The organism is Chloroherpetonaceae bacterium, assembly GCA_025056565.1.
Lineage (GTDB): Bacteria > Bacteroidota > Chlorobiia > Chlorobiales > Thermochlorobacteraceae > Thermochlorobacter.
The window spans coordinates 37,797-61,329 of record JANWWA010000001.1 but is presented as its reverse complement, the minus strand read 5'-3'; the positions used below and the strand labels follow the sequence as shown (position 1 = coordinate 61,329).

General features: G+C 49.6%; 24 protein-coding genes. 17 read left to right on the top strand and 7 right to left on the bottom strand.

Annotated features, from left to right (window positions below; translation table 11 throughout):
* Positions 1-147 precede the first annotated feature (147 nt).
* Positions 148-2,844: a TonB-dependent receptor gene (locus tag NZM05_00285; GenBank protein MCS7012058.1), complete on the bottom strand. Its 2,697-nt coding sequence runs from the start codon at positions 2,842-2,844 to the stop codon at positions 148-150.
* A 132-nt stretch (positions 2,845-2,976) separates the two neighbouring features.
* The gene (locus NZM05_00280; GenBank protein ID MCS7012057.1) at positions 2,977-4,086 is read right to left on the bottom strand and encodes an alpha/beta hydrolase; all 1,110 of its coding nucleotides are present in this window, start codon (positions 4,084-4,086) and stop codon (positions 2,977-2,979) included.
* Between the two features lie 214 nt (positions 4,087-4,300).
* On the opposite strand from NZM05_00280, the gene NZM05_00275 reads away from it, so the two are divergent.
* A complete protein-coding gene (locus tag NZM05_00275; protein MCS7012056.1) occupies positions 4,301-5,224 on the top strand; it encodes a zinc dependent phospholipase C family protein in 924 nt (307 codons plus the stop codon).
* A 266-nt stretch (positions 5,225-5,490) separates the two neighbouring features.
* The gene (locus tag NZM05_00270) at positions 5,491-6,270 is read left to right on the top strand and encodes a DUF4397 domain-containing protein (GenBank protein ID MCS7012055.1); all 780 of its coding nucleotides are present in this window, start codon (positions 5,491-5,493) and stop codon (positions 6,268-6,270) included.
* An 84-nt stretch (positions 6,271-6,354) separates the two neighbouring features.
* Here the strand turns inward: NZM05_00270 and NZM05_00265 are convergent, their stop codons facing one another.
* Positions 6,355-7,296, bottom strand: a complete 942-nt coding sequence (locus NZM05_00265; GenBank protein MCS7012054.1) for a GTP-binding protein — start codon at positions 7,294-7,296, stop codon at positions 6,355-6,357.
* Complete coding sequence (locus tag NZM05_00260; GenBank protein ID MCS7012053.1) at positions 7,296-7,682, bottom strand: hypothetical protein; 387 nt, start codon at positions 7,680-7,682, stop codon at positions 7,296-7,298. The genes NZM05_00265 and NZM05_00260 overlap by 1 nt, the downstream gene beginning before the upstream one ends.
* 53 nt (positions 7,683-7,735) lie before the next feature.
* On the opposite strand from NZM05_00260, the gene ispF reads away from it, so the two are divergent.
* From ispF to NZM05_00240, 4 genes are all read left to right on the top strand, one after another.
* Positions 7,736-8,227, top strand: a complete 492-nt coding sequence (gene ispF, locus NZM05_00255; GenBank protein MCS7012052.1) for a 2-C-methyl-D-erythritol 2,4-cyclodiphosphate synthase — start codon at positions 7,736-7,738, stop codon at positions 8,225-8,227.
* Positions 8,228-8,491: 264 nt separating this feature from the next.
* Entirely contained in the window at positions 8,492-10,699 is a 2,208-nt protein-coding gene (locus tag NZM05_00250; GenBank protein MCS7012051.1) for a TonB-dependent receptor, read from the top strand.
* A gap of 38 nt (positions 10,700-10,737) precedes the next feature.
* The gene (locus tag NZM05_00245) at positions 10,738-11,490 is read left to right on the top strand and encodes a tetratricopeptide repeat protein (protein ID MCS7012050.1); all 753 of its coding nucleotides are present in this window, start codon (positions 10,738-10,740) and stop codon (positions 11,488-11,490) included.
* A gap of 222 nt (positions 11,491-11,712) precedes the next feature.
* On the top strand, positions 11,713-11,979 hold the full coding sequence (locus NZM05_00240) for a LytTR family transcriptional regulator (GenBank protein MCS7012049.1): 267 nt from the start codon (positions 11,713-11,715) through the stop codon (positions 11,977-11,979).
* Between the two features lie 135 nt (positions 11,980-12,114).
* On the opposite strand, the gene NZM05_00235 is transcribed toward NZM05_00240, so the two are convergent.
* The 3 genes from NZM05_00235 to rpmE all read right to left on the bottom strand — a co-directional run bounded on the left by NZM05_00235 (position 12,115) and on the right by rpmE (position 14,901).
* A complete protein-coding gene (locus NZM05_00235) occupies positions 12,115-13,926 on the bottom strand; it encodes a DegV family EDD domain-containing protein (protein MCS7012048.1) in 1,812 nt (603 codons plus the stop codon).
* Positions 13,927-14,015: 89 nt separating this feature from the next.
* A complete protein-coding gene (frr, locus tag NZM05_00230; GenBank protein ID MCS7012047.1) occupies positions 14,016-14,579 on the bottom strand; it encodes a ribosome recycling factor in 564 nt (187 codons plus the stop codon).
* Between the two features lie 103 nt (positions 14,580-14,682).
* Positions 14,683-14,901, bottom strand: a complete 219-nt coding sequence (rpmE, locus tag NZM05_00225; GenBank protein ID MCS7012046.1) for a 50S ribosomal protein L31 — start codon at positions 14,899-14,901, stop codon at positions 14,683-14,685.
* 179 nt (positions 14,902-15,080) lie between these two features.
* Between rpmE and purB the strand changes: the two genes are divergently transcribed.
* From purB to rplS, 11 genes are all read left to right on the top strand, one after another.
* Positions 15,081-16,403, top strand: a complete 1,323-nt coding sequence (gene purB / locus NZM05_00220; protein ID MCS7012045.1) for an adenylosuccinate lyase — start codon at positions 15,081-15,083, stop codon at positions 16,401-16,403.
* Between the two features lie 151 nt (positions 16,404-16,554).
* A complete protein-coding gene (locus NZM05_00215; protein ID MCS7012044.1) occupies positions 16,555-16,989 on the top strand; it encodes a hypothetical protein in 435 nt (144 codons plus the stop codon).
* 16 nt (positions 16,990-17,005) lie between these two features.
* Positions 17,006-18,010, top strand: a complete 1,005-nt coding sequence (locus tag NZM05_00210) for an alpha/beta hydrolase (protein MCS7012043.1) — start codon at positions 17,006-17,008, stop codon at positions 18,008-18,010.
* A gap of 153 nt (positions 18,011-18,163) precedes the next feature.
* Positions 18,164-18,649 carry a cyclic pyranopterin monophosphate synthase MoaC gene (gene moaC, locus NZM05_00205; GenBank protein ID MCS7012042.1) on the top strand — a complete coding sequence of 162 codons (486 nt, stop codon included), beginning with the start codon at positions 18,164-18,166 and terminating at the stop codon, positions 18,647-18,649.
* Positions 18,650-18,660: 11 nt separating this feature from the next.
* Positions 18,661-19,206, top strand: a complete 546-nt coding sequence (locus NZM05_00200) for a Uma2 family endonuclease (protein MCS7012041.1) — start codon at positions 18,661-18,663, stop codon at positions 19,204-19,206.
* 57 nt (positions 19,207-19,263) lie between these two features.
* Entirely contained in the window at positions 19,264-19,851 is a 588-nt protein-coding gene (locus tag NZM05_00195; GenBank protein MCS7012040.1) for an NTP transferase domain-containing protein, read from the top strand.
* Between the two features lie 140 nt (positions 19,852-19,991).
* Positions 19,992-21,344: a signal recognition particle protein gene (gene ffh, locus NZM05_00190; GenBank protein MCS7012039.1), complete on the top strand. Its 1,353-nt coding sequence runs from the start codon at positions 19,992-19,994 to the stop codon at positions 21,342-21,344.
* Positions 21,345-21,385: 41 nt separating this feature from the next.
* Complete coding sequence (gene rpsP, locus NZM05_00185) at positions 21,386-21,796, top strand: 30S ribosomal protein S16 (GenBank protein MCS7012038.1); 411 nt, start codon at positions 21,386-21,388, stop codon at positions 21,794-21,796.
* Positions 21,797-21,869: 73 nt separating this feature from the next.
* Positions 21,870-22,373: a ribosome maturation factor RimM gene (rimM, locus tag NZM05_00180; protein ID MCS7012037.1), complete on the top strand. Its 504-nt coding sequence runs from the start codon at positions 21,870-21,872 to the stop codon at positions 22,371-22,373.
* 21 nt (positions 22,374-22,394) lie between these two features.
* Complete coding sequence (trmD, locus tag NZM05_00175; GenBank protein ID MCS7012036.1) at positions 22,395-23,078, top strand: tRNA (guanosine(37)-N1)-methyltransferase TrmD; 684 nt, start codon at positions 22,395-22,397, stop codon at positions 23,076-23,078.
* A gap of 33 nt (positions 23,079-23,111) precedes the next feature.
* Complete coding sequence (rplS, locus tag NZM05_00170) at positions 23,112-23,483, top strand: 50S ribosomal protein L19 (protein MCS7012035.1); 372 nt, start codon at positions 23,112-23,114, stop codon at positions 23,481-23,483.
* The last annotated feature ends 50 nt before the right edge of the window (positions 23,484-23,533 follow it).

Sequence of the window (23,533 nt, the reverse complement as noted above, 5' to 3'; positions counted from 1 at the left end):
CTGTTCAGCAAACCGTAAATAAAGGAAGCGAGGAGAAAAGTGTGCTGCAAGTTGCAGTTTTAAGTTCTCCCTCGCTTCGCTGCAAAAGAGTCAACCCTCAAGAGTGGCACCCCAACCGTGCAGTTGAGCGCATGCACGACAGGCTCTTTAGTAGAATGCGGGTATCGTGTAGCGCACCTCACTCAAAAGGAATCGTGGAACTGCGGGCGATGCGACCATCTCACGCTGCATGGTGTTGAAAAGGTTTGTGGCTGAAATCGAGAAAAGCAGCTCTTTGGTGATATTGACGCCAATGTTCAAATCCACCGTAACAAATCCACCGAGCGGGCCACGATTAAAAAGGAAGGTCGCAGCGGCTGGGTTGTTCGGCCCAAGTGGCTGACTGGGGTCGCGTGGAATAATAGTGCGTGTGCCTTCACCAAACCGACCGGCATAATGCACGCCAGAGACGAAATCATATGATGACACATACCGCACTGCCAGCGAGCCAAACAGCAGCCCATCAAAGAGGTTCAGTGCAGTGACAACCAACGATGCTTTATGCTCTGGCGTATTGATACTGATTTCATTTGGCGTTACAACGCCATCGCGATTTACGTCAAATACCAACCGATTGCCATCACGCCGGTTCGCATCGAAATCGGGACGGAACCAAGAGTAGTTCAGACCAATTGTCCAATTGTTGTTGATGTTGTAAGTAATGCCAGCATCCACACCAAATGCGGTAACCTGACCGAAATTGACATATGTTTGCACAAACTGCGGTTGCACATCGGTATTGCCAATGCGCACAACGCGCTGGTCAGGCGTAAAGCCAGAGTAAAGTGGCACAGCGGGGCTGATAAAGTCAGCAGAGTTTTGGAAGTATGCACTAATGTCAAGAAAGAGATTGCCAGGCAGCACGCCTTTGTAGCCGATTTCATATGTGTCAACTCGCTCAGGACGAAGTTTGTCAAACACCGTGCCGTTCTGCAGCGTGAAGCCTTCAGAATTGCCCACAATTGAGAGCGTAGAGCCAGCAACGACGGCAGCAGGCACGAAAATAAACATATTCAGTACAGTAGGGGCGACATAGCCACGACCGTAAGTGGCGCGCAATGCCCCATCGCCGATGCTGTAGATTGCACCGATTTTAGGAGCAAGCATTGCGCCGAAAATGTCGTGATTGTCGTAGCGCAAAGCGCCAAGCAGGCGGAGTTGTTCAGTAAGGTTAAAGTCAAGTTGAAGGGCGCCGCCAATTTGCTTAATGCCAGATAGGCTGATGTAGCTTTCTGGCAAAAGTCGTCCTGTGCCAAGCGCAGTAGAACCGTCGCCTCTGAATGCAGCGTTATCGCCTAAGTAAGTACCATCACTGCGCGGATTGTCGACCTGATAATTGAAGGCCAAAACAAAGCGCAAACGGTCGCCAATTTGATTGTTATACTGAATCTCGGCATTAAGCCGTGAAGACAGCTCTGCAAAGCGAGCAGCTTGAATAGCTTCGCTTGCGGTAATAGTGCCACGCAGGACGCGATTGACGCGGTTCGTGTCGCGCAGCGGCCCAAAGAGCGTGGGCACAGGCACAATGTTGCCATTCATAATGTTCGTTACATTCTGAATCGGAAAAGTGTTGCCAGAGTTGTTCCAAGTGTTGTAAATCTGCGCAAAGAGTCGTGGTGAGACGAATTTGGCTTGCCAGTAAGCAAAAAGCCAGTTGTTAATGTAGTTGCGTCCAGCGTTGGTGGGACCAGCGCCCCAGTTGTTGCTCTGCCCGTAAGAGAGTATCAAATCAGGGCGATCGCCTAAGAAAGCGGTCTCAAACGGAAGATTCCAGATAAAAGTGCCTTCGCCACGAATGTGCCGAACAAGAAAGAGATCTTCGTCTGTGTCTATGCGTCCAGTGGCTCGTGGGTCAAAACCCGGGCGTGTGATAACTGGATTGGCGGGATTGAAGTGCGGGATATTTCCACCGTTTGCAGGCGTTTGATAGACCGTATCAACAAACTCCCAATCGCGAGCCGTCATATACTCGAAGGTGGCTTTCCAAGCAAAATCGCCGACTGCGCCAGCATGCCGAAAGCGACCAGAGAAATAAGACTGCAAACCTGCATTGAGTGCAAACATAGTGCCTTGCGATGTGCGTGGGTCTTTGCTGACGACATTCACCACGCCATTATGAGCATTCGGTCCGTAGAGTGCAGATGAAGGACCCAAAATCATTTCAATGCTGGCAATATCCTCTTTGATATTGGTATTAAGGTTGCCAATTGGTAAGCCATTACCAGGCAAGATTGAAAATCGGCTATCGGTTACAACCAGCATTCTGGTATTGAAGGCGGAGTTGAAACCGCGTGCATTAATGCCAATGCCATCAATCCCGGAGCGCACAAAGTCAACGCCTTTAAGCGTCGACATAGCATACCCATATGCAGCAAGCGGGACTCGATCCAGTTCCGCTGAACTGACAGTTTGAACGGACGCAGGGGCGTCTGTGACTTTCTCAGTGCGGCGAGATGCGCCAAACACCACCAATTCTTGCGTTTGAATGACTGCTTCTTCCAGTGCAATATCCAGTTTGTTTTCTCCCTCTGCCAGCTCCAATGTGCGCTCAAAGGTTTTGTAGCCCATATAGGTTACCACGATGGTGTAGCGCCCAGGCAGAAGACCACTGATACTGTATGTGCCATTTGCACGTGAAGTTGTGCCTTTGGTTGTGCCGCGAATTGCGATGCTAGCGCCGGGTAGTGGAGTTTGATTGGCTTTGTCCGTAACTCGACCGCTCAGTGAGCTGGTTTGTGCAAAAGATGTGGCAGCAATCAAGAATACAGCAAGCGCAAGAGCAGCGTGGCGAAAAGTGTTTCCCATAGTTCCTCCTCAGTTGTTTCGTTAATTGGAAGAAAGTTCAGGTGGAGCAAGAATAAATAAGCGTTTCAATTTTTCCAAAAGTTTGATTTGCCAGAAATTACTAAATAGTTGGATAGCGCATTTTTAGAAAGGCTACTTTGCGCGCAGCAGATGCTCATGGAAATATCGGTCAAAAAGCAAAGGCTGCTCAATGTGAGGGGCGTGGGCGCAGTCGTCCAGCAGGATTTCGCGCACAAAACCTGAGTGCTGCTCATATGCACGTAAGACTGCGCGAATCTGGTCAATCATTGGTTGGGGCGGGCAGATGTCAGCACCCGGATAATTAGGCAAAAGTCCTGCTTGACCTAATACGGCTGCGTCTGATGACGCGCGATTTGAGACAGCTTTGTCCAGCGCGCCACGAATCCATAAAATCGGCGGCTTAGGGGTGATACGTGTAAAATCCTTAAAAGAGGGAGCATACTTGGGTGAGATAGCATTAACAGGCCCATAGATACCGGGTGCAAAGCCGGGAAAATTTGGACTAGGTGTTTTGTCGCCGGGTAGAGCGCGCTCGCCAATGTGAACGGTCAGCATTGCAGACAGCAAATCTTCTTCACGTGGGGCAATGAAGCCGGGCTTGAAGACAAAGTTACGCAAGGCATTTCGTGGTGAGAATGTCGACAAACCTCTATCGCCCGCTTTAATCGCATTGAGTAGGAGCAGATTAGCAAGCCCTGCACCACTACCAGCATAATCAGGAAAGCAAGGCGTGCCGAGCGTATCTTTTGTGCCGCCAAAGCCAAAGGGTGAGCCAGGCGCCACCAGTGTTACGCTTAGAAGACGCTCTGGGCAGCGCAAAAGCAGACCCCACACCACATTCCCGCCTAACGAATTACCAACAACATGAAACCGTTGAATGCCAAGTGCATCAGCAAGCGCCAGAATATCATCAACCCAATCACCTACGCCACGCCGTGCATCGACAACTGCAGCAGTATCTGCACCACCAAAGCCACGTAGGTCAGGTGCGATTGCATAGTATTGAGGAGGCAAGCGTAGCATAGTCTCCTCCCACCATGTAGCCGAAGAGAGGTTACCGTGAATAAAGATTACAGGCACACCTGTTTGATTGCCTGAGAAAAGCACGCGCGTGCGTAGGCGTGTGGTTTGAACCATTCGGGCGCGAATATTAGGCAAAGTCGGAACGCGCCTTAACTCAGGCGCATCTTCTTCGACGCGAAGCAAGCGGCTGCTGTGCATAGCTGGTGTGCAAGATAGGTGCATAAGAATGGCTGCAAAGAGGATGAGAAATAGACTACGAGAAAGCATAGCTCTTGCATTTTAAAAGTTTGAAACGTTGCAAGCAAAATATAGGCGAGAAAATGTCAGGTAGAAACACTTTGTTAAGTTTTCTTAAACTTGGTGAGAAAATCGCAGCGCTGTCTAACTTTAGCATAACAATCTGACGCTATCTATGCACCACAGATTTTTTTCAGCACGTTGGGCTATTTCAATCACTTTGACACTGCTGGGTGCAGCCTGTCCGCTTGAGCTCTCCGAGGGGTGGGGCTTCTGGGCGCATAAGCAAATTCATAGACTCGCCGTGCAAGCAATGCCAGAGCCAACTGCGCCATTCTTCAGAGAGTATGCTACGTTCCTCATTGAGCATGCAATCGATGCGGACGACCGGCGGCGCATTGACCCCAGCGAAGCGCCACAGCACTTTCTCGACATTGATCGATACGGCAAGTATCCTTTCCCTGAACTGCCACGTCGCTACGAAGATGCGGTAAAGAAATACTCGTTTGATACGCTGCGCACGTATGGACTGGTGCCATGGCGAATTGCGGCATTTGCAGATAGCCTAACACAAGCATTTCGCACTAAAAATCTTGATAAGATTCTCTTCTTTGCGGTCAATCTAGGGCACTATGTAGCCGATAGCCATGTGCCGCTGCACGCAACAGAGAACTACGATGGGCAGCTGACTGGACAAAAAGGCTTGCACGGGCGCTGGGAGTCGGATATTCCTGAGCGCTTTATGCGGCACTATGAAACGCTGGGCGATATTAAGCCAAGAGTCTACTACATTGCTGACAAAACGGAAGAAAGTTTCAAGTGGATTTTGGAAAGCTACTTACTTGTAGATTCCGTCCTGAAATGCGACCTCAAAGCCAAAGAGGGATTGAAACCTGAAGAGATTTGCACAATTATCACAGATAAAAATGGACGTGAGCGAGAAATCTACACACCGCTCTACTACGAGCGTTTCAAGCAGGCCTTAGGAGATATGGTCGAACGCCGCTTTGCACAATCGGTCGAGCGGGTAGCCTCTATCTGGTATTCGGCATGGGTGGACGCAGGCAAGCCTGATTTAAGCAGCCTGCTGAGTCGTTGAAGTGTATCTTTAATGTGGCACGGTGCGCTCCGTAGGATGCTAAACCAAAAGAAGCATGGCTTTACTTGGTTACTTAAAGTGCAGAGAAGCACTGCCCTCCCCCTTGTGAGGAAAAGAGGTGAGGACGATATACAGCGAACTTTTTGTGACGTAATTTTGAGGTAACAAAGCAGTGTGTGCGAACACACAGGAATTGTAAGAAATATTGTAACTTGGGACTATGATGGTTGTAAGAGCAATCTTTTCTTAACTTAAATTTCTTGTCTATGGTAAAGAAGCTCATAGCGAAAAAGTCAGTTACCTTTTCACTGCTGCTAAGTGTTCTTTTCATCTATGCAAGTTGTAGCAGTTCTTCAGGACCGAGCGTCAGCCGAGCTAAAATTTTAGTAACCCATGCTTCGCCAAATACGCCGACGGTCAATCTGGTGATTGATAATGATGTGGTCGGAGGCAACACGCCCGCTCGCCTGAGCTTTACGCAAAGCACAAGGGTAGAAACCGACCCTGGCACACGTCGCATACGCGTGCGGTTAGATGGCATCAATCCACCTGTAGATATTCTTGACATTCAGAATCTGACTCTGGCTGAGGGAAAAGATTACTCGCTCTATGTGATTGACACGCTGGTTGGGGTCAGCAACCTGAAAACCTTATTCATCACTGATGACCTGACCGCTCCACCATCAGGGCAAGCAGGCGTGCGGTTTTTACATTTGTCGCCAGATGCGCCCGCAGTGGATTTCGTAACTTTCACGGGCACGCCGGGTCTGCCGCAAAACGTGCAACCGATTACAAACGGCACAAACCGCACATTTAACCGAACTGTAACGTCGGCGCAGACAACCTTCGTGAATATCCCAGCAGGCTCACGAGTAGGGGTGCGACTGGCAGGCACGACAGGGTCGCTAATTGGAGAGTTTACAATTCCAGGAGGCAGTAGTGGAGTCGCAGCTGGACGTCTCTACACCTTCTGTGTAATGGGCCTGGCAAGGCCGGGTGCGCCACCAGCACAGAGTTTGACATTAGTGGCAACTGTGAACAACTGAGACGGCTGCAGTGCAATAAATAGCTGAGAGATGTGTGGGCAGACCTGATGGTCTGCCCACGCTGCTTAAATTGTGAGTAGAGAGCTAATCAGCACGTGTAAGAGAGGCAGCTGCGCGTCGCAGAGACGCAGTGAACTGTTCCTTGCTTTGCAGAATAGATTTGCCAATGAAGACCAAATCGCAGCCCTCCGCATGTCCGACATAATCTTCAATGGTATATCGACCAAAGGCATAGTTGAGAATAAAAGACTGCGGTTGTTCTGCTAAACGAATCGTGCCTTTTAGCCGCCAAAGGTGGGTAGGAAGTTGTTCCAGAGCTTCTTGCAGCAGAGGGAGTGAGAAAGTCAAGGCTGAGTCTTGAAAGCGGAAAGTCTCAATGCCATCTGCTTGCAAGTGGTGATGTAGGATGGCAGGTGGTAGCTGAGCCTCGTTGCGAGGGTAGGCGACACCAAAAATAAGCTCCAGCGCTATATCTGCGGCACGGAAAATTTGACAGCGTGCGTTGGTAGCACGCACTGCATTCTCGACCTCTGAAATCTCAACTTCGCTGGCGATATCTGTTTTAGTAAGTAGCACAACATCAGCGCATTCCAGTTGGTCTTGCCAGACATCGACTTCGTTTCTGATACGCAAAAAGTTTTTTGCATCTACCGTCGTAAGGACTGCGTCAAGCACAAGATTGGGGTTGATAAGCGAGTAAATGATTGAGATGGGGTTTGCGACACCTGTGGTTTCAATGACTAGCAAGTCAGGAGAAAGTTTCTCTGTGATTTCATCAATTGCAGCAACAAAATTTTCATTGATGGTGCAGCAAATGCAGCCGTCGTTCAGTTCATAGAGTTCAATTGAGAAACCCTCAAGCAGCTTGGCATCAATTGAGACTTCCCCAATTTCGTTCATCAAGATAGCAATTTTGCGCCGTCCAGCATTTTCACGCAACAGCCGTTTAAGCAGAGTGGTCTTCCCGCTTCCCAGAAAGCCTGTAAGAAGATTGACTGGGATTTTGTGCCGTATCAGCTCAGCCATCAATACCCTGGAACAGGTAAAGTTGATGAGATGCCAGTTTTGTCATCTTGTTTGCCTGAGTCTTCTCCGCCACGTCCGCCAATGCGTGAGATAATGATGGGTGTAGCGATGACCAGTGCTACAGCACCCACCGCTATGATGATAAGTGAGGTGCGATTAGGTGCTTTGACTTCATCAGATGAGGTAGAGAGCGGCGCAGCCGTGCTATCAGCACTACCCGAAGAGGATGGATATGAATTGGCTGCAGCAGAAGATGCAGCAACAGGCTGAGCAAATTGTGTGGTGCGCAAGTGTGCAGCAGGCGAACAACCCACAAGCGTGTAAAATGAAAATGCGCTTAAAACGAGTAGCTGCGTCAAACGAAAAGAAAATCGTCTAAGAGTCATGGCTTTTGAGTAATTTGTAAAAAGTGTCGAAGTAAAACTGTCTCACACATCAAATGTTTCGCATCGGTATTGGCATAGATGTCCATCCTTTGGTGGAAGGACGAAAGCTGATTATAGGCGGCGTTGAAATTCCCTTTGAAAAGGGCTTAGACGGACACAGCGACGCCGATGTGCTCTTGCACGCAATTGCTGATGCACTGTTGGGTGCAGCAGCAATGGGCGACATTGGCAAGCACTTTCCCAATTCTGACCCCGCTTTCAAAGATATTGACAGCCAATACCTGCTTCGAAAAGTGCGCCAACTTTTGGAGCGACAAAATTACAAACCCGTTAATGTTGACGCAATGCTTTTGTTGGAAAAGCCCAAAATTGCACCATTCATTCCCCAAATGCGCAAAAATATCGCTCGCTGTCTCAGTCTGGAGATAGATGCGGTTTCAATCAAAGCGACAACCACCGAAGGCATGGGATTTGTAGGCAAAGGTGAAGGAGCAATGGCGCACGCAGTCTGCATCATTGAGAAAGTGGAAGAAGCCAAGCGTTAGTGAGCAAAGTCGCGTTCCGTCATCTTCTCCCCACCACCTCAGAAAATATGCAGCAATGAGACTGCCATAAGTCGGCTAAGGTGTGCTAATGCTCTCGAGAGCACATTGCGCCTTGAAAAGCAGCGCTGAAAAAACTTACTGTTGCAGGTGCATGCTACTACTCACCGATAAATCCTTCGTTTCGCCGATTTGCACTGCCTGCCGCGATGTCTGTCCCGTAGATTTGAGCCGTCGTTAGGTCTATCAACTTCAATGCAAGATGCTATGCGATTCATCTGGCTTATAGTGTTGGTCTGCGCGGGTGCAATGAGTGCAGCGGCTCAAACGAGAATTTCGGGGAAAGTCACTGACGCAAATGCCAATCCGATTGAATTTGCCTCGGTCGTGATTGTCGGCACGACGACTGGCACGCTCACCGATGAGAACGGCAGGTTCACGCTTACGACAACGTTTTCAGGAACGGTGAAACTCCGTGCATCTGCTATCGGCTATGCCCCGAAAGAACAGATGCTTGTGCTTGGCGAGAACAACATAGTTGTTGATTTTTGCTTGGAAGAAGAGGGCGCGTCAAGAAATGAAATTGTGGTGTCTGCAAGCGCATACTCGGCGGGCGACAACGCAAATGCGACGCTTGGCGCGCTTGACGTGGTAACGACGCCCGGCGCCGCTGCCGACATTTTTCGCGCAATTCAGGCTTTGCCCGGCGTTGCCAGAGTTGATGATAGCGCAGGTTTATTTGTGCGCGGCGGCGACGTCAGCGAGACGCTCACGCTCTTAGACCAAGCCACCGTTACTTATCCCTACCGTTTTCAAACGCCGCAAACAGGCAGCGGCGGCGGACTTTTCGGCACGATTCCGCCTTTTCTGGTAAGCGGCACCGTCTTTTCATCGGGCGGATTTTCAGCGCGATACGGCAACGCGCTCTCCGCCGTGATAGCAATGGAAAGCAACAATCTGCCGAAGCAAACTTCACTCACGCTGAACGCGGGGCTGGGCGCGTTGTCGCTCGGCGCGCAGGTGCAACTCGCCGATAATCTTGGCGTGCGCTTCTCAGGCAATTATGGCTTGCCCCGACCAATGTTTGCGCTCAACAATCAACTGGCGCTCTTTGAGCGATTGCCTGAACATCGCGATGGCAACGTCAGTTTGATTTATCGCTACTCACCAAGTGGTCAGTTGAAAATTTTTAATTACCTTACGCGCAATCAAGTTGGCGTGCGAGCGACAGGGAACGCGCAAGCAGGCATTTACTTGTCCGACGAACAGAACAGTTTGCACAACCTTCAATGGTCGGATTTGCTCAGCGGTTGGCTTGTGAAGACCAGCCTTTCGCTAAACCGATTTTCAGTCAATCGTCAGTTCGGCGTTCTCAATGTCACGCAAAGCGATGACACCTACAAACTTCGCGCTGACATCGAAGGCGACGTCGCCGCGAGCGTGAAAATCGCCTTTGGCGCGGAAGTTGAACATATCGTCAATCGATACGCTGGCGTCGTACCGATCACTGGCAATTGGCTTAGTCCGTCAGCGGAGACGCTTGCTCTCAATGAGCGATACTCTGGCACGCGCTTCGGCGGCTACGCAGAAGTAGAATGGGCGTTTGCAAAGAATTTTATCCTAACAACTGGACTTCGGACAGACCATCATCTGCTCGCAAAGGAAACCGTGTTTGACCCGCGCGCCAGCGTCCGTTACCGACTAACGGAATCACTCACGCTCTCAGCCGCATGGGGAATTTATCATCAGTTTGCGCAGCCATTTCAATTTGCGCCCATCGTAGGCAACCCTAACCTGCAAGCGCAATCCGCACAGCATTTCATTCTCGGCGCGATGTATGACGAAGACGCGCTTCTCATTCGTCTCGAGGCGTATTACAAACCATATCGAAATCTCATCGTAGCGGACAAAGAATTGAATCTTTCCAATCGCGGCGTTGGCTTTGCGCAAGGCGTTGATTTTTTCCTCAAATACGGCGGCTTTCTCAAAACGCCGGTGAGCGGCTGGATTTCATATAGCTACTTGCGCTCAGAGCGCACGCAAGCACGACGTGGCAGCGAGGGCTTGAACTATGAAGTTGCGCCAGCGCCGTTTGACATCACGCATAATTTTGTCGTCGTCTCTATGGTTCGGATATGGGGCGGCTTGCATGTTGGCGCAACTCTCCGCCTTGCGACAGGGCGACCGATTACGCCCATCGTTGGTTCAATTTTTCGAGACGGGTCCTACTCGCCAATTGATGGCGCAGTTGGTTCGGAACGCTTGCCGGATTTCAGTCGCCTCGACCTTAACGCAAATTATTATTTGCCATTTGGCAATCATTCCGTCGTGTTCTACGCCGAAGTCTCCAATGCGCTCGATAGAGAAAATGTCTTGGGCTATCAATACAGCGAGGATTTCTCCATGCGCTCGCCCGTGCTCTCGACATTCAGGCGCTTTTGGTATTTCGGCGCAACGCTTGCGCTATCACTTTAATTAACAGACAATTCTTTAACCTAAACGCACACAACGCTATGAGAAAGCTCTTCTTTCTGCTCTGGCTTCCTGCCTCTGTTTTTGCGCAAACGCCCGACAGTCTTATTATGAGTTACAAAGCGACACTGGCACAAGGCGTCAATGCGAACAGCGCGAAAGAGATTACGCAGGCTCGCGCAGGCTTCGAGCAACTCTTGGAGACGCATCCGAGAAAAGATTTAATTCACTACTACATTGGCTACTGCTGCTACAGTTTGATTAACACCTACCGTGAAAAAGGTGACCAGAAAAAAACAGAATTGCTGATTGACGATGCGATAAAGCACTTGGAAGCATCGTTGCAACTTAATCAAACGTCTGCTGAAGCAATGGCGCTGCTTGGCTTGGTCTATGGCATGAAAGCCTCAACGGGCATGTTCGCGGGAATGCAATACGGCGGGAAATCAAGCGCAATGCTCGAGAAGGCGATGGCGCTGGCGCCGAATAACCCGCGTGTGTTAATACTGCAAGGCATTAACAAGTTCTATACGCCTGCGATGTTTGGCGGTGACAAGAAAAAAGCACGCGAATTATTCAAGCAGGCAACGGAGATTTTCGAGAAAAATCCGCCTGAACCAAGCGTTGAACCGACTTGGGGCTATGAAGAAGCATTTACTTGGCTTGGCATTGCGGCATTTGATGCAAAAGAATTTGATGTAGCCAAAGCAGCATTCGAGAAAGCTCTTGCTATCAATCCGAGTTATGGCTGGGTGAAGTACTATTGGCTGCCAAAACTTGCAGCGGCAAAATAACACTAACGCAATTTGGAGCGGCGCAAGCCTCGCCGCAAAGCGCGGTGAAGAATCCACTCAGCCCCTCTCCTTGCGCAAGGAGAGGGGAACGATTCTGACGCTGTCAGAATCGGGGGTGAGGTCTGAATTTCTCGCTGTGCTCGGAATGACAACAAGAAAATGACATGACCGCCATTCGCAATTCCGAGGCTCTATAGCGATAGCCAGCATAGTTATCTTTGTTTGAACAAATTCTACCAGCAGATGGAGCGACAAGCATTTAAACTTTTCGGTATCACGGGGCGCGGCTATGCCATCGGGTTCGCCGCTTGGACGATGTATGGCATAGTAGCGGCGGGCTTTACAGCGCTTGGCACCGGCGTCAATATGCGCCACATTGAATTTTTAGAATCTAATGGACAGGGCGGTCTAACCATTACGATGACGAGCAAACATAGCATTAAGGTCAGCCGCAGCTATGCCACTGAACTGCGTAAACGCATCGTGTAGACGCTAAGTGAACCTATGCGCTGTGGCAAGTGCTGTGGCAGGGCGAGAAAAAGAATCTCCTACTAGTATTCCTCAGAAGGAGAAAAGCGCAAACAAAGACACAGGGCAACCAAAGGGATTGGGCGCAACTGTGCGCTATTCACCGAAGACAATAATTGCCGCAGTGCCCGGCCCACCGTAAGTGCCTAACACGGGTGAAATTTGAGCCAGTTCAATCTCTATGTCGGGAAAGCGCTCCGCCATTCGGTCCTTGGCATAGAGGGCGCGATCAAGCTTATCGGAATACACTACAGCAATTCGGATATTTTTCTTCCCAGAAAGGTAGCGCGTAGCGTGCTCAATTGCTTTATCCAGTGAGCCTTTGCTACCTACGCCCTTATCAAAGGGAACCACTTTGCCCTTTTCATCGAATGTAAGCACGGGGTTAATATGCAAAAGCTTGGCTAGGAAGCCCTTAGACTTTGAGAGGCGACCGCCACGCACAAGATTGTCAATCGTCTCGAGGCTGAAGTAGGCACGAATGCGGGGAACCATTTCGTTTAAGCGGGCTTCGATTTCAGTGAGGGTCTTGCCTTCGTCGCGCAGTTTCACTGCCTCCTTGATAAGAAAGCCCATACCAAGCGAGGTGATTTTGCTGTCGACGATAGCAAATTTGCGATCTTTGAAGAATTTGCTCGTAGTGCGAGCGTTTTGCAGCGTGCCTGAAATACCTGACGAAATGAAAACGCCCAAAATGCTGTCGTATCGACGAAGCATATCTTCATAGACCTGCTTAAAAGCAGCCGTTGCAGGCTGTGAAGTTTTGGGCAAAATCGAACTGGTGCTAAGGCGCTTATAGAACTCTTCGGCAGAAATGGTGATGCGGTCTAAGTATTCATCGTCGCCAAAACGCACTTGCAGTGGAACAAGTCGAACGTCATGCTGCTCGAGATACTCATCAGGCAGGTCGCAAGTGGAGTCAGTAACGATGCCGACTGGCTTTTTGCTAAATGCGGCTTCGTGCTGAGCTTTCATATCTTCGAACTTCTTTTGTCGCACGATGCCAAAGCGAGCCGCAATCTCAAAAATCTTCTCAGGTTCATTGGTGTGAATATGCACTTTTGTCTTAGTAGCTGAGCCACCAATAATGAGTGAATCGCCGTATTCAATGAGGGCTTTGCGAAGGGCTTTCTTGTCATAATTCGGGCCGTTTTCGAGGACGAACTCTGTGCAGTATTGAAATGCAATTGCATCGCTGTTGACCTCAACCGTTGCACCTTCACCTTCACGGCTGCTGAATGAGAAGAACTTACGTTTGAGGTATTCACGAATGTTGCCCTTTTGCATAAAGTCGTAGATGCCTTGCAGCATATCGACAAAGCCTTGTGCTCCTGAGTCCACCACGCCAGCTTTTTTCAAAATAGGCACGCCGTTGACAATGAGTTCATCAGGAGTCCTCGCCAGAGAGCTTTTGGCATCTTTGATGGATTCGGCAAGGATTTCCTTAAAGTCACTGGTGCGTTGCACCAATCGGCTGATGCTGGCAGTCCAGTCACGAATAACGGTTAGAATAGTGCCTTCCTTAGGTTCGAGCATTGCTTCGTAGGCGTAGTCGCGCGCAACAATGAGTGAAGCGCCAAATTCTGGAGCCGTGATACGCTCCTTGCCAGCAAGCCCCTGTGCCATTCCTTGATAAAACTGAGCCAGAATTGAACCAGAATTTCCTCTCGAGCCAACCAGTGCAGCATCGGCAGCGCAGGTGACTACAGCCTCCACTGTCGAATCATCACATTCATATAGCCCCTCGACAACTGACTTTAGCGTCAGCGCCATATTTGTGCCTGTGTCTCCATCGGCGACTGGAAAGACATTAATCTTATTCAGATACTCCTTACGCATAATAACTGATTCTGCGCCTGCGATGATGGCATGCTTGAGGCGCCGTCCATTCAAGTATGCAATCGGCATAGAATCGGATTGTTTTGAGTTAAGGTAAAGTTGATGTTCTGCGCCGCACTACGCTCTCGGACTGCAACTGCGACCTGTGCAAACGCCGGTTAGACTTCCATAATTTCTTTCTCTTTCTTAGCGATGGACTCATCAATCAGCTTTTCGAACTTCTGGGTAAGTGCGTCTGCTTCCTTCTTGGCGCGATTTTTCTCGTCTTCGCTGATAATTTTGTCTTTTTCAGCGCGTTCAATAGCGTGAATAGCATCGCGGCGAACGTTGCGAATAGCAATTTTGCCCTCTTCCGCAATTTTCTTGCAAAGCTTGACATATTCCTTGCGGCGCTCTTCCGTAAGCGGTGGAATCGGCACGCGGATAGTTTGCCCTTCGGTTGCAGGATTTAAGCCCATTCCCGACTCACGAATCGCTTTCTCTACCGCCGATGCCAGCGAGCGGTCCCAGACTTGCACGGAGAGCGTCTTGGTATCAATTACCGACACGTTGGCAACTTGCCGAAGCGGTGAAAGCTGTCCATATGCTTCCACCTTGACGCCATCGAGCAGAGCAGTAGTAGCTTTTCCCGTGCGAATAGATGCCAGTTCGTGCTGAACCGTCTCGAGCGACTTTTTCATCTTCTGTTCAGCCGAACTCAGAATTTCTTTGGTTGAACTCATAATGAACAGGCGAAAAGTTCAAGAAATGCAAAATAAAAGATGCTCAAACGCTAACCCTAAGAAAGAAGTAAGCATCTGAGCATCAGAGTCAGACGACATTCGTTCAAGCTTTTGCAGATTCTTTCTTTGCAAAGCGCTTGTTAAAGCGCTCAACACGGCCTGCTGTATCCACCAAAACCTGCCGACCTGTGTAATACGGGTGGCAGTTGTTGCAGATATCGACCTTGATAAAACTTTGTGTGGAGCGCGTAACGAAATGATTGCCACAATTGGCGCACACCACCTCGCAACGCACATAATTTGGATGAATTCCCTTTTTCATTAGGTTTTCGTCGTTTGAGTTTCGGAACAACAAATATACACTTTCAGAAGCCTTTTGCAAGGCGCAAGCAATAGGTATGCCAAGCTGCAGTCTCTGGGAAGAGAGCGCTGCGCCGGTAAGGCGCAATCCGCAGGTGAGACCTTTCGTGATATATTTGCAGCCAAAAAGATAGACCCACTGTGATAGCACGCTACTCACCGCCAGATATGGCAGCTATCTGGACAGACGAAGCCAAAATGCAGCGCTGGCTTGAAATTGAATTAGCCGCTGTTGAAGCACGGGTGAAACTGGGCGAAGTGCCTGAGTCAGATTACGAAGAAATTCGGCGCAAGGCGCGCTTTGAAGTGGCACGCGTGCAAGAAATTGAAAAAAGCACCAAGCACGATGTGATTGCCTTTTTAAGCAACGTGGCTGAACATGTGGGCAGCGCTTCACGCCACATCCATCAAGGAATGACCTCGAGCGATGTGTTAGATACGGCGTTAGCGCTGCAACTGCGTGATGCAGGCAAGATCTTGCTGGCAGACATTGACCGACTCCTTACCATTCTGGCGAAGCGTGCACAGGAATTCAAATATACTCTGCAGATAGGACGGACGCACGGCGTGCACGCTGAGCCTATCACCTTCGGCTTAAAGCTGGCGCTTTGGTATGAAGAGATGAAACGCAATCGCCAGAGATTGGAGCGCGCAGTTGAAACAATCAGCGTAGGCAAAATCAGCGGTGCAGTGGGCACATTTGAGCATCTGTCACCAAAGGTGGAAGAATACGTGTGCAAAAAGTTGGGCTTAAAGCCAGAACCGATTGCCACACAGGTTATTCAGCGCGACCGCCACGCTGAATACCTTTGCACGCTGGCTATTGTGGCAGCTTCAATTGAAAAGTTTTCTGTAGAATGCCGACACCTTCAACGCACAGAAGTGTTAGAGACTGAGGAATTCTTCAGCGAAGGTCAGAAAGGCAGCTCCGCAATGCCGCATAAGCGCAATCCGATTACCTTTGAACGGCTAACAGGGCTTGCCAGAGTAATTCGTGCCAATGCTCTTGCTGGCTTGGAAAACATTGCACTCTGGCACGAGCGCGACATCTCGCATAGCTCGGTTGAGCGCATCATTATGCCTGATTCAACCATTGCCCTCTGCTACATCTTGCGCGAGTTTGCAAATGCAATAGAGAAACTGCTGGTCTATCCCGATAAGATGCTGAGGAACTTTGAGCATTCTTTTGGTCTAGTGGCTTCGCAAGCTGTGATGTTAGCACTGACAACAAAAGGGCTAACGCGAGAAGCAGCCTACGCACTCGTGCAACGCAATGCAATGCGCAGTTGGAAAGAAAAAATTCAACTAAAAGACCTGATTTTGAGCGACGCAGAAATTAGGACACACCTCTCCGAAGAGGAAATTGAACACATCTTTTCCAGTGATGCATGGATGAAAAAGCTGAGAAAAAATGTGGATTACCTTTTTCGCCGTGTGGGCTTAGCAAAAAGCCGCTCAAAGTAATGTAGGACGGGCTGCCCAGAAGCAGGGCAAAGTTGGAGCGGACTGTGAAAGCAGCACGCTGCAAGAGACATCTCACTTTGCGCAAATCTGCCAGTTTTCTTGCTTTGAATTTCTGCACAAAATCCGCAATTTCACTGCAAATCAGTACGCTATGACAGCAGTTAAAAAGCTCGGTATTCTTGCTGGAGTGTCAGTTCTGGGAGTGTTACTGCTGGTGTTTCTTTTTCTTTACTACGGCACTTACAGCAAGGGCGAGCGGGCTGGTGTGGTGGTTAAAATCAGCGAGAAGGGCTACATTTTCAAGACGTTTGAGGGGCAATTAAACACACTGATTCCAGGTGCGGTGGGTAATGCGCAGCAAACGACGTTCTACTTTTCCGTAGACCGAGACCGACCAGATGTGATTCAGGCGCTAAAAGAAGCTGCGCTCACAGGTGAGCGAGTTGGCTTAGAGTATGAGGAGAAGTATGTGCGCTTTTTCTGGCGCGGCGATACCAAGTATTTCATTACGGGAGTAAAGCGTATGGGCAGACAGCCAGCTATGCCGCCTACGCTACCGCCGCCACTAAGCACGCCAAATAATTAACCTTGTAGCCTGAACGATGAGCACTACTCCAACACTGCCAGCGTCGCCCACTGAAAAGTTCTTGCTCTACAAGCGCGAGATTGAAGCGCGCCTCCACAGCCGTAAGCCACGTGAGCAACGCTATGCCCGCTACGAGCAAGCGCTAATTGAAAAAAGCTACTTTGTGCGTCTCAATGGCGCAGTGCATCACTACCACGACTCGCACCCTGAAGCGCCACCCGAAATGCCAACTATTATTCTCATTCACGGGTGGGATTGCTGGTGGATGTGGTGGCACGAAGTCATTCAGCACCTTAACGCAGCAGGTGTGCGCACCGTCGCCTACGACCTCAAAGGGCACGGTTGGTCTGATGAGGGTACAGACTACTCGCTGGATGCGCTCTCTGCGGATTTGCATGCACTGGTGCAGCACCTTGGTCTGAAACGCTATCACATTGCTGCCTTCTCACTCGGCTCGTTTGTTGCCCTAAACTATGCTCAACGTTTTGAGTCTGAAATCGGCTCACTCACCTTTTTCAACTTCGGCATTTTCCCGAACAGTGAACGGCTCGAGAAGGTGATTCCCACTGTCATTCCGTTTATTTTCGACAAGTTCCTGCGCAAAATCAAAGTCTGGTGGCTGATTTACGCATATGCGCGTCTGACACTGGCGCGTAACCACACCAGCAAGGAAAACATCTTAGTAGGCGTCAATAGCTTGCGCTTTATCTCTGGGAAAGCCATTCGTGAAACAGCAAAAGCGCTCGCTAAACGAGAAGTAACCGAAAATCTGCCTAGGCAAATGGCAAATCTCTCCATTCCTGTTTTACTGGTAGCAGGAAAAGGCGACCAAGTGGTAAGCTGGAAACATACCAAAGCGCTGTATGAATACGCCAAGAATGGTCGCTTTGAGCTTATCAAGAAATGTGGGCACTTGATTACGCTCGAGCTGCCAAAACGCACGGCTGAGCTGATTCTAAGCCAGATAAACTTAGCATCACAGCCTTACGCAGTGTCGCTCTCGCCTTCCAGTGCTGCATAGAGAATTCTGCGCTGCCTCTAAAGTTGCAGCAGAGATTTGAACCGCTGCGTGAGAGAGCTATATTATTCCTCAGTCTAAGTAGTTTGCGTCTTAGGGATACACTGCACCGCCTTTGTGCGGGCGAAATGTTTGACTAATGCACTGAAAAAATGTATGTCAAACGACAAGAGCTTTTCTCATCTGGATAGCGGCGGCAACCCCACAATGGTAAATGTGAGCGAAAAGCCAGTTACGCATCGATTAGCCAAAGCACAGGCAATTGTAGAACTTGGAGAAGAAATTCTCTCTCAATTGCAAAATGGTGAGATTCAAACTGCAAAAGGTGCTGTCTTCCAAACTGCCATTATCGCCGGCGTCATGGCAGCCAAGAAAACAGGCGAGCTGATTCCACTCTGCCACCCGCTTGGCTTAGAAAACTGCCAGATTGCGATTGCACCGATTTCCAACAGTGAAGTAAAAATTGAGTGCACCGCAGAACTCTACGGCAAAACAGGCGTGGAAATGGAAGCCTTAATAGGTGCGACACTTGCGGCGCTCACGATTTACGATATGTGCAAAGCACTTTCGCACAAAATCCTCATCAGAGAAATTAAATTGCTTGAAAAGCGAGGCGGAAAATCTGACTTCAAACAGGACTGAGAGTGAAAGCAATGAAAACACTGGAAGAGAAATGCTACACTTGCGAAGAATATCTGGCTTTCGAAGAAAAAGAAGGTCGCCGCTACGATTTTCGGGACTGCCAAGTCATGGATGCGAAATTCTACGAAGAGACTATTGAAATTGAAACGGGCGCGTCGGAACAGCACCAAATTATTTGCAGCAATCTTATCATAGAACTGGACAGATTGTTTCGTGAAACAAACTGCCGCGTGATGCCGAGCGGGATCAGAGTGCAAGCGGGAAAGTTGGACACATATCCAGATATTGTGGTAGTGTGTGGCGAGTCTCGGTATCGAGAGCCTAAGACCAACACAGGACGCGACACGCTCACAAATCCCATCGTCCTCATAGAAGTGCTCTCAGAATCCACACGCGACCGAGACCGAGGCGAGAAGTTTCAGGCATACCGCACAATTCCGACGCTGCAGGATTTTATCGCCATTGAGCAAGATAGCGTGTTCGTAGAGCACTTTACTAAACTCAAGGAAGGTAAATGGCTTCTATGTGAATACAGTAGACGAGAGTTTCTTGCTTAGTTCGCTTGGCATTTCACTGGTGCTCAGAAACATTTACGAGAAAACTAATCTTGCACAATGACTGCACTTTACGGGTTGGTGCTGGCAGGTGGCAAAAGCACGCGAATGGGGCGCGACAAAGGCTCGCTAAGTTATCATGGCGTGTCGCAGCGCGTCTTTGCGGCGCATTTGCTCTCTGAATTTTGCCGAGATGTGTTTATTTCTTGCCGTGCCGAGCAAGTGCCTTTGCTCGAGCCTGAGTTAAAGCCACTGGTTGATACCTTCTGCGATGTAGGACCTGCAGGTGGCATCTTGACAGCACTGCATTTCAGACCAGAATCGGCATGGCTGGTTGTGGCGTGCGACTTGCCATTTCTTTCCAGCAAAGCGCTGCAGATGCTGGTTGATGCCAGAGACCCAAACAAAGTTGCTACCGCTTACCAAAATCCAGATGACCGCCTACCTGAACCCTTGATTGCCATCTACGAACCCAAGAGCCGCGAGGGCTTGCTGGCGGCTGTGCAGCAAGGCAAAACCTGTCCGCGCAAATTTTTGCTAAGCGCTGACTGCAAGTTCATCTTGCCAGAAAAGCGCGAGATTGTTGCCAATATCAACACGCCTGAAGAGTATGAACAAGCAATTGCAGCCATAGTGCGTCAGGCGTAGCCAAGCAAATCTGGACCAGAGGGGCAATGCGGTAAAGAGCGCAGTCATTGCAAAATCTAGGAGATTGCGTTATCTTCGCAGTCCGCAAATTTTTGCGGCATTTTTGTTTTCACGTCTAATGAAGGTTTGCAAACGAGGAAATGTTTGAGGCACTGAGCGACAGAATAGACAGTGCGCTCCGCAAGCTATCTGGGCAAGCGCGTATCAATGAGGTGAATATCGGCAATGCACTGCGCGACATTAAGCGCGCGCTGTTAGATGCCGATGTCAATTATGCCGTCGCCAAGCAGTTCGTCGAAGAGGTTCGCAAGAAAGCGCTAGGGCAAGAGGTCATCAAAAGCGTCAAGCCCTCGCAGATGATTGTCAAAATCGTCTACGATGAGCTGACGGCGCTAATGGGTGGTGAGCAAGCGGAGCTGAATCTCAAAACCAACCGCATTCCGGCGGTGGTGATGGTAGCAGGCTTGCAAGGCTCTGGTAAAACAACCTTCGCTGCAAAATTAGCGCTGCATCTCAAAAAGAAGGGACGCAATCCGCTCTTGGTGGCGGCAGACATTTATCGCCCAGCAGCTATAGACCAACTGAAAACACTGGGGGCGCAAATTGATGTGCCTGTCTTTGCGCTGGAGGAAGAGAAAAATGCGGTCAAGGTAGCCAAAGAAGGCGTCGAGTTTGCCCGCAAAAATGCGCGAGATGTAGCCATCATTGACACCGCTGGTCGCTTGCAAATTGACGAAGAGATGATGCAGGAAGCCGAGGATATCAAAAAGGCACTAAACCCTGAGGAAATTCTCTTCGTCGTCGATGCAATGATAGGTCAGGAAGCGGTCAACACCGCAAAAGCCTTTAACGAGCGACTGGATTTCGATGGCGTAGTGCTCACCAAAATGGACGGCGACACGCGCGGAGGTGCTGCACTTTCCATCAAAAGTGTGGTGCACAAGCCCATCAAGTTCATCAGTCAAGGCGAAAAGTTAGAAGACCTTGATATTTTCTATCCTGACCGAATGGCACAGCGCATTCTCGGTATGGGCGATATTGTTACCTTTGTCGAGAAAGCGCAAGAAAAATTAGACCTCCAAAAAGCTCAAGAGCTGCAAAAGAAACTGCTCGAGAATGACTTTAACTTAGAAGATTTCTACGCGCAGATTCAGGAAATTAAAAAGTTGGGGTCGCTGCAAGCAATTGCGTCAATGATTCCCGGAATGAACAAGCTCATTCCTGCTCAGGAAATCAATGAGAAGGATTTGAAAAAAGTGGAGGCAATCATTTGTTCTATGACGAAAGAGGAGCGCCGCAATCCCGACATTATCAATGGTAGCCGGCGCGCACGCATTGCACGAGGCAGCGGTACAACGGTGCAGGAAGTCAATGCGCTCCTTAAGCAATTCAACGAGATGAAGAAAATGATGAAATCCATCAACAAGATGGCGGCAGCAGGGCGCAAAATTTCGCTCGAAAATCTCCCAATCGGCAAAATGTTTCAACGGTAGGGAATTCAAAACCACTTACACACACCAACTCAACTTGAAGAATGGTTAAAATTCGTCTGCGTCGAATTGGCAGAAAAAAATTGCCGATTTATCAACTGGTAGCGACCGATGCGCGGGCACGGCGCGACGGGGCATTTTTGGAAGACCTTGGTCGCTACGAGCCAAAGAAAAAGCCACATGCCGTGACGCTCAAGGAAGACCGCGTGGCGTATTGGCTGAGTGTGGGGGCGCAGCCAACTGCAACGGCACGTAGCATTATCCGTAGCACAGGACTGTTGCTCCGACTGCACTTGGAGCGGAAAGGCAAAAGCGCCGAAGAAATTGCAGCAGAGCTGGAAAAGTGGCGCCAGCAACGTGATGCACGCCTTAGGCGCAACCTTGAAAAAAAGGCTCTGCGACGCAAGAAAAAGAAAGAAGCTGAAGCAAAAGCAAAAGAAGGTGCTTCAGCGTAGAGCAGCGTAGAACCAAAAAAGTGACGGATTCGACAACAGCAACTTTTCAGTGCAGCTAATGAGCTGAGGCACGATGGAGCTGTATCTGGTCGGACGCATTTTGAAACCGCACGGCATAAAAGGGGCGGTCAAAGTGCAATCAGAGACAAGTTTTCCAGAAAAGTTTAAGTCGCGTCGGTGGCTCTATCTTGGCAAAAGTTCAGGTGAGGCGCAAAAAGTAGAGGTGCAGTCTGCAAGGTTAGCTAGTCAAGCTGTAATTTTGAAGCTCAAAGGTATTGAGTCGCCAGAAGAGGCGGAGAAATTTCGAGGTTACTCACTGTTCATTGACGAAACGCAGCTTGTAAGACTAGGCAAAAATCAAGCCTATATCCATGAGCTGATTGGATTGCAGGCTGTCGACACACAAGGCAAGCTGATTGGGGTTTTAACTGATGTGCTGACGCTGCCCTCGTGTGATGCCTATCAAATTCGCTATGGAGAGCGAGAGGTGCTCATTCCCGCTCTGGCAGAGTTTGTCGAAGAAGTCGACCTAAGCGCAAAGCTGGTTCGTCTGAAACGCTTCGAAGAGTTTTTGTAGCCTACTGAGAGGAGGTGGACAATGCTTCGCTTTGATGTGATCACGGTGATGCCTCGCTACTTTACAAGCGCCTTAGAAAATGGAGTGCTGAGGATTGCGCAAGAAAAGCAAGCGGTGCAAATTGTATTGCACAACTTGCACGACTATGGCAAGGGCAAATACCAGCAGGTTGATGATCACCCATTTGGGGGCGGTGCAGGAATGATTTTAATGCCTGAGCCGATTTTCCGCGTGGTGCAAAAACTAAAATCCGAGCGGCACTACGACGAGGTGATTTTCCTAACGCCCGACGGCGAGCGGCTAACGCAAAAAGTGGCAAATGAACTGTCGCTCAAAAGCAATTTGATTTTGCTCTGCGGGCACTACAAAGGCGTCGATGAGCGCGTGCGCGAAGCACTGGTGACACGAGAGATTTCTGTCGGTGATGTGGTGCTATCAGGTGGTGAAATCCCAGCTTTAATGGTGATGGATGCAGTAGCGCGGCTTTTGCCGAATGTGCTGGGCGATGCCGAGTCCGCACTGTTGGACTCGTTTCAAGATGGAAAGCTGGATTGTGCGCACTACACGCGTCCAGCCGAGTTTATGGGAATGAAAGTGCCGGCAGTGCTGCTGTCGGGCAATCACAAGGAAATTGCCAAGTGGCGTGAGCAAAATGCCTTAGAGCGTACCCGTCAGCGCCGCCCTGACTTGCTGGAGGGCAACTAAATTTTCAAAACAAAACAGAAAGGAATTTGAGCGATGCAAAACAAAATCAAACTGGTAGAAGCGGGTTTTTTGCGAAACGACATTCCAGACTTCCGCTACGGCGATACCGTGCGCGTGCATGTGCGCGTCGTGGAAGGCGACAAGGAGCGTATTCAGCTCTATGAAGGCGTAGTAATCAATCGCCGCGGTGAGGGTCTGTCGGAGACAATTACAGTGCGTAAAATTTCGCACGGCGTAGGTGTCGAGCGCATCTTTCCACTGCATACGCCGACCGTTGCAAAGATTGAGGTCGTCAAGCGTGGCAAGGCACGACGCGCAAAGCTCTTCTATCTGCGTGAGCGCACGGGTAAGGCTGCCCTCAAAGTCAAGGAACAAGAAGCCAAGAGCCAACCCACCGAAGCCTGACTTGAGAGCAAGTCAAAGGAATGCAATGCGAAGGGCAGGTTGAAGACCTG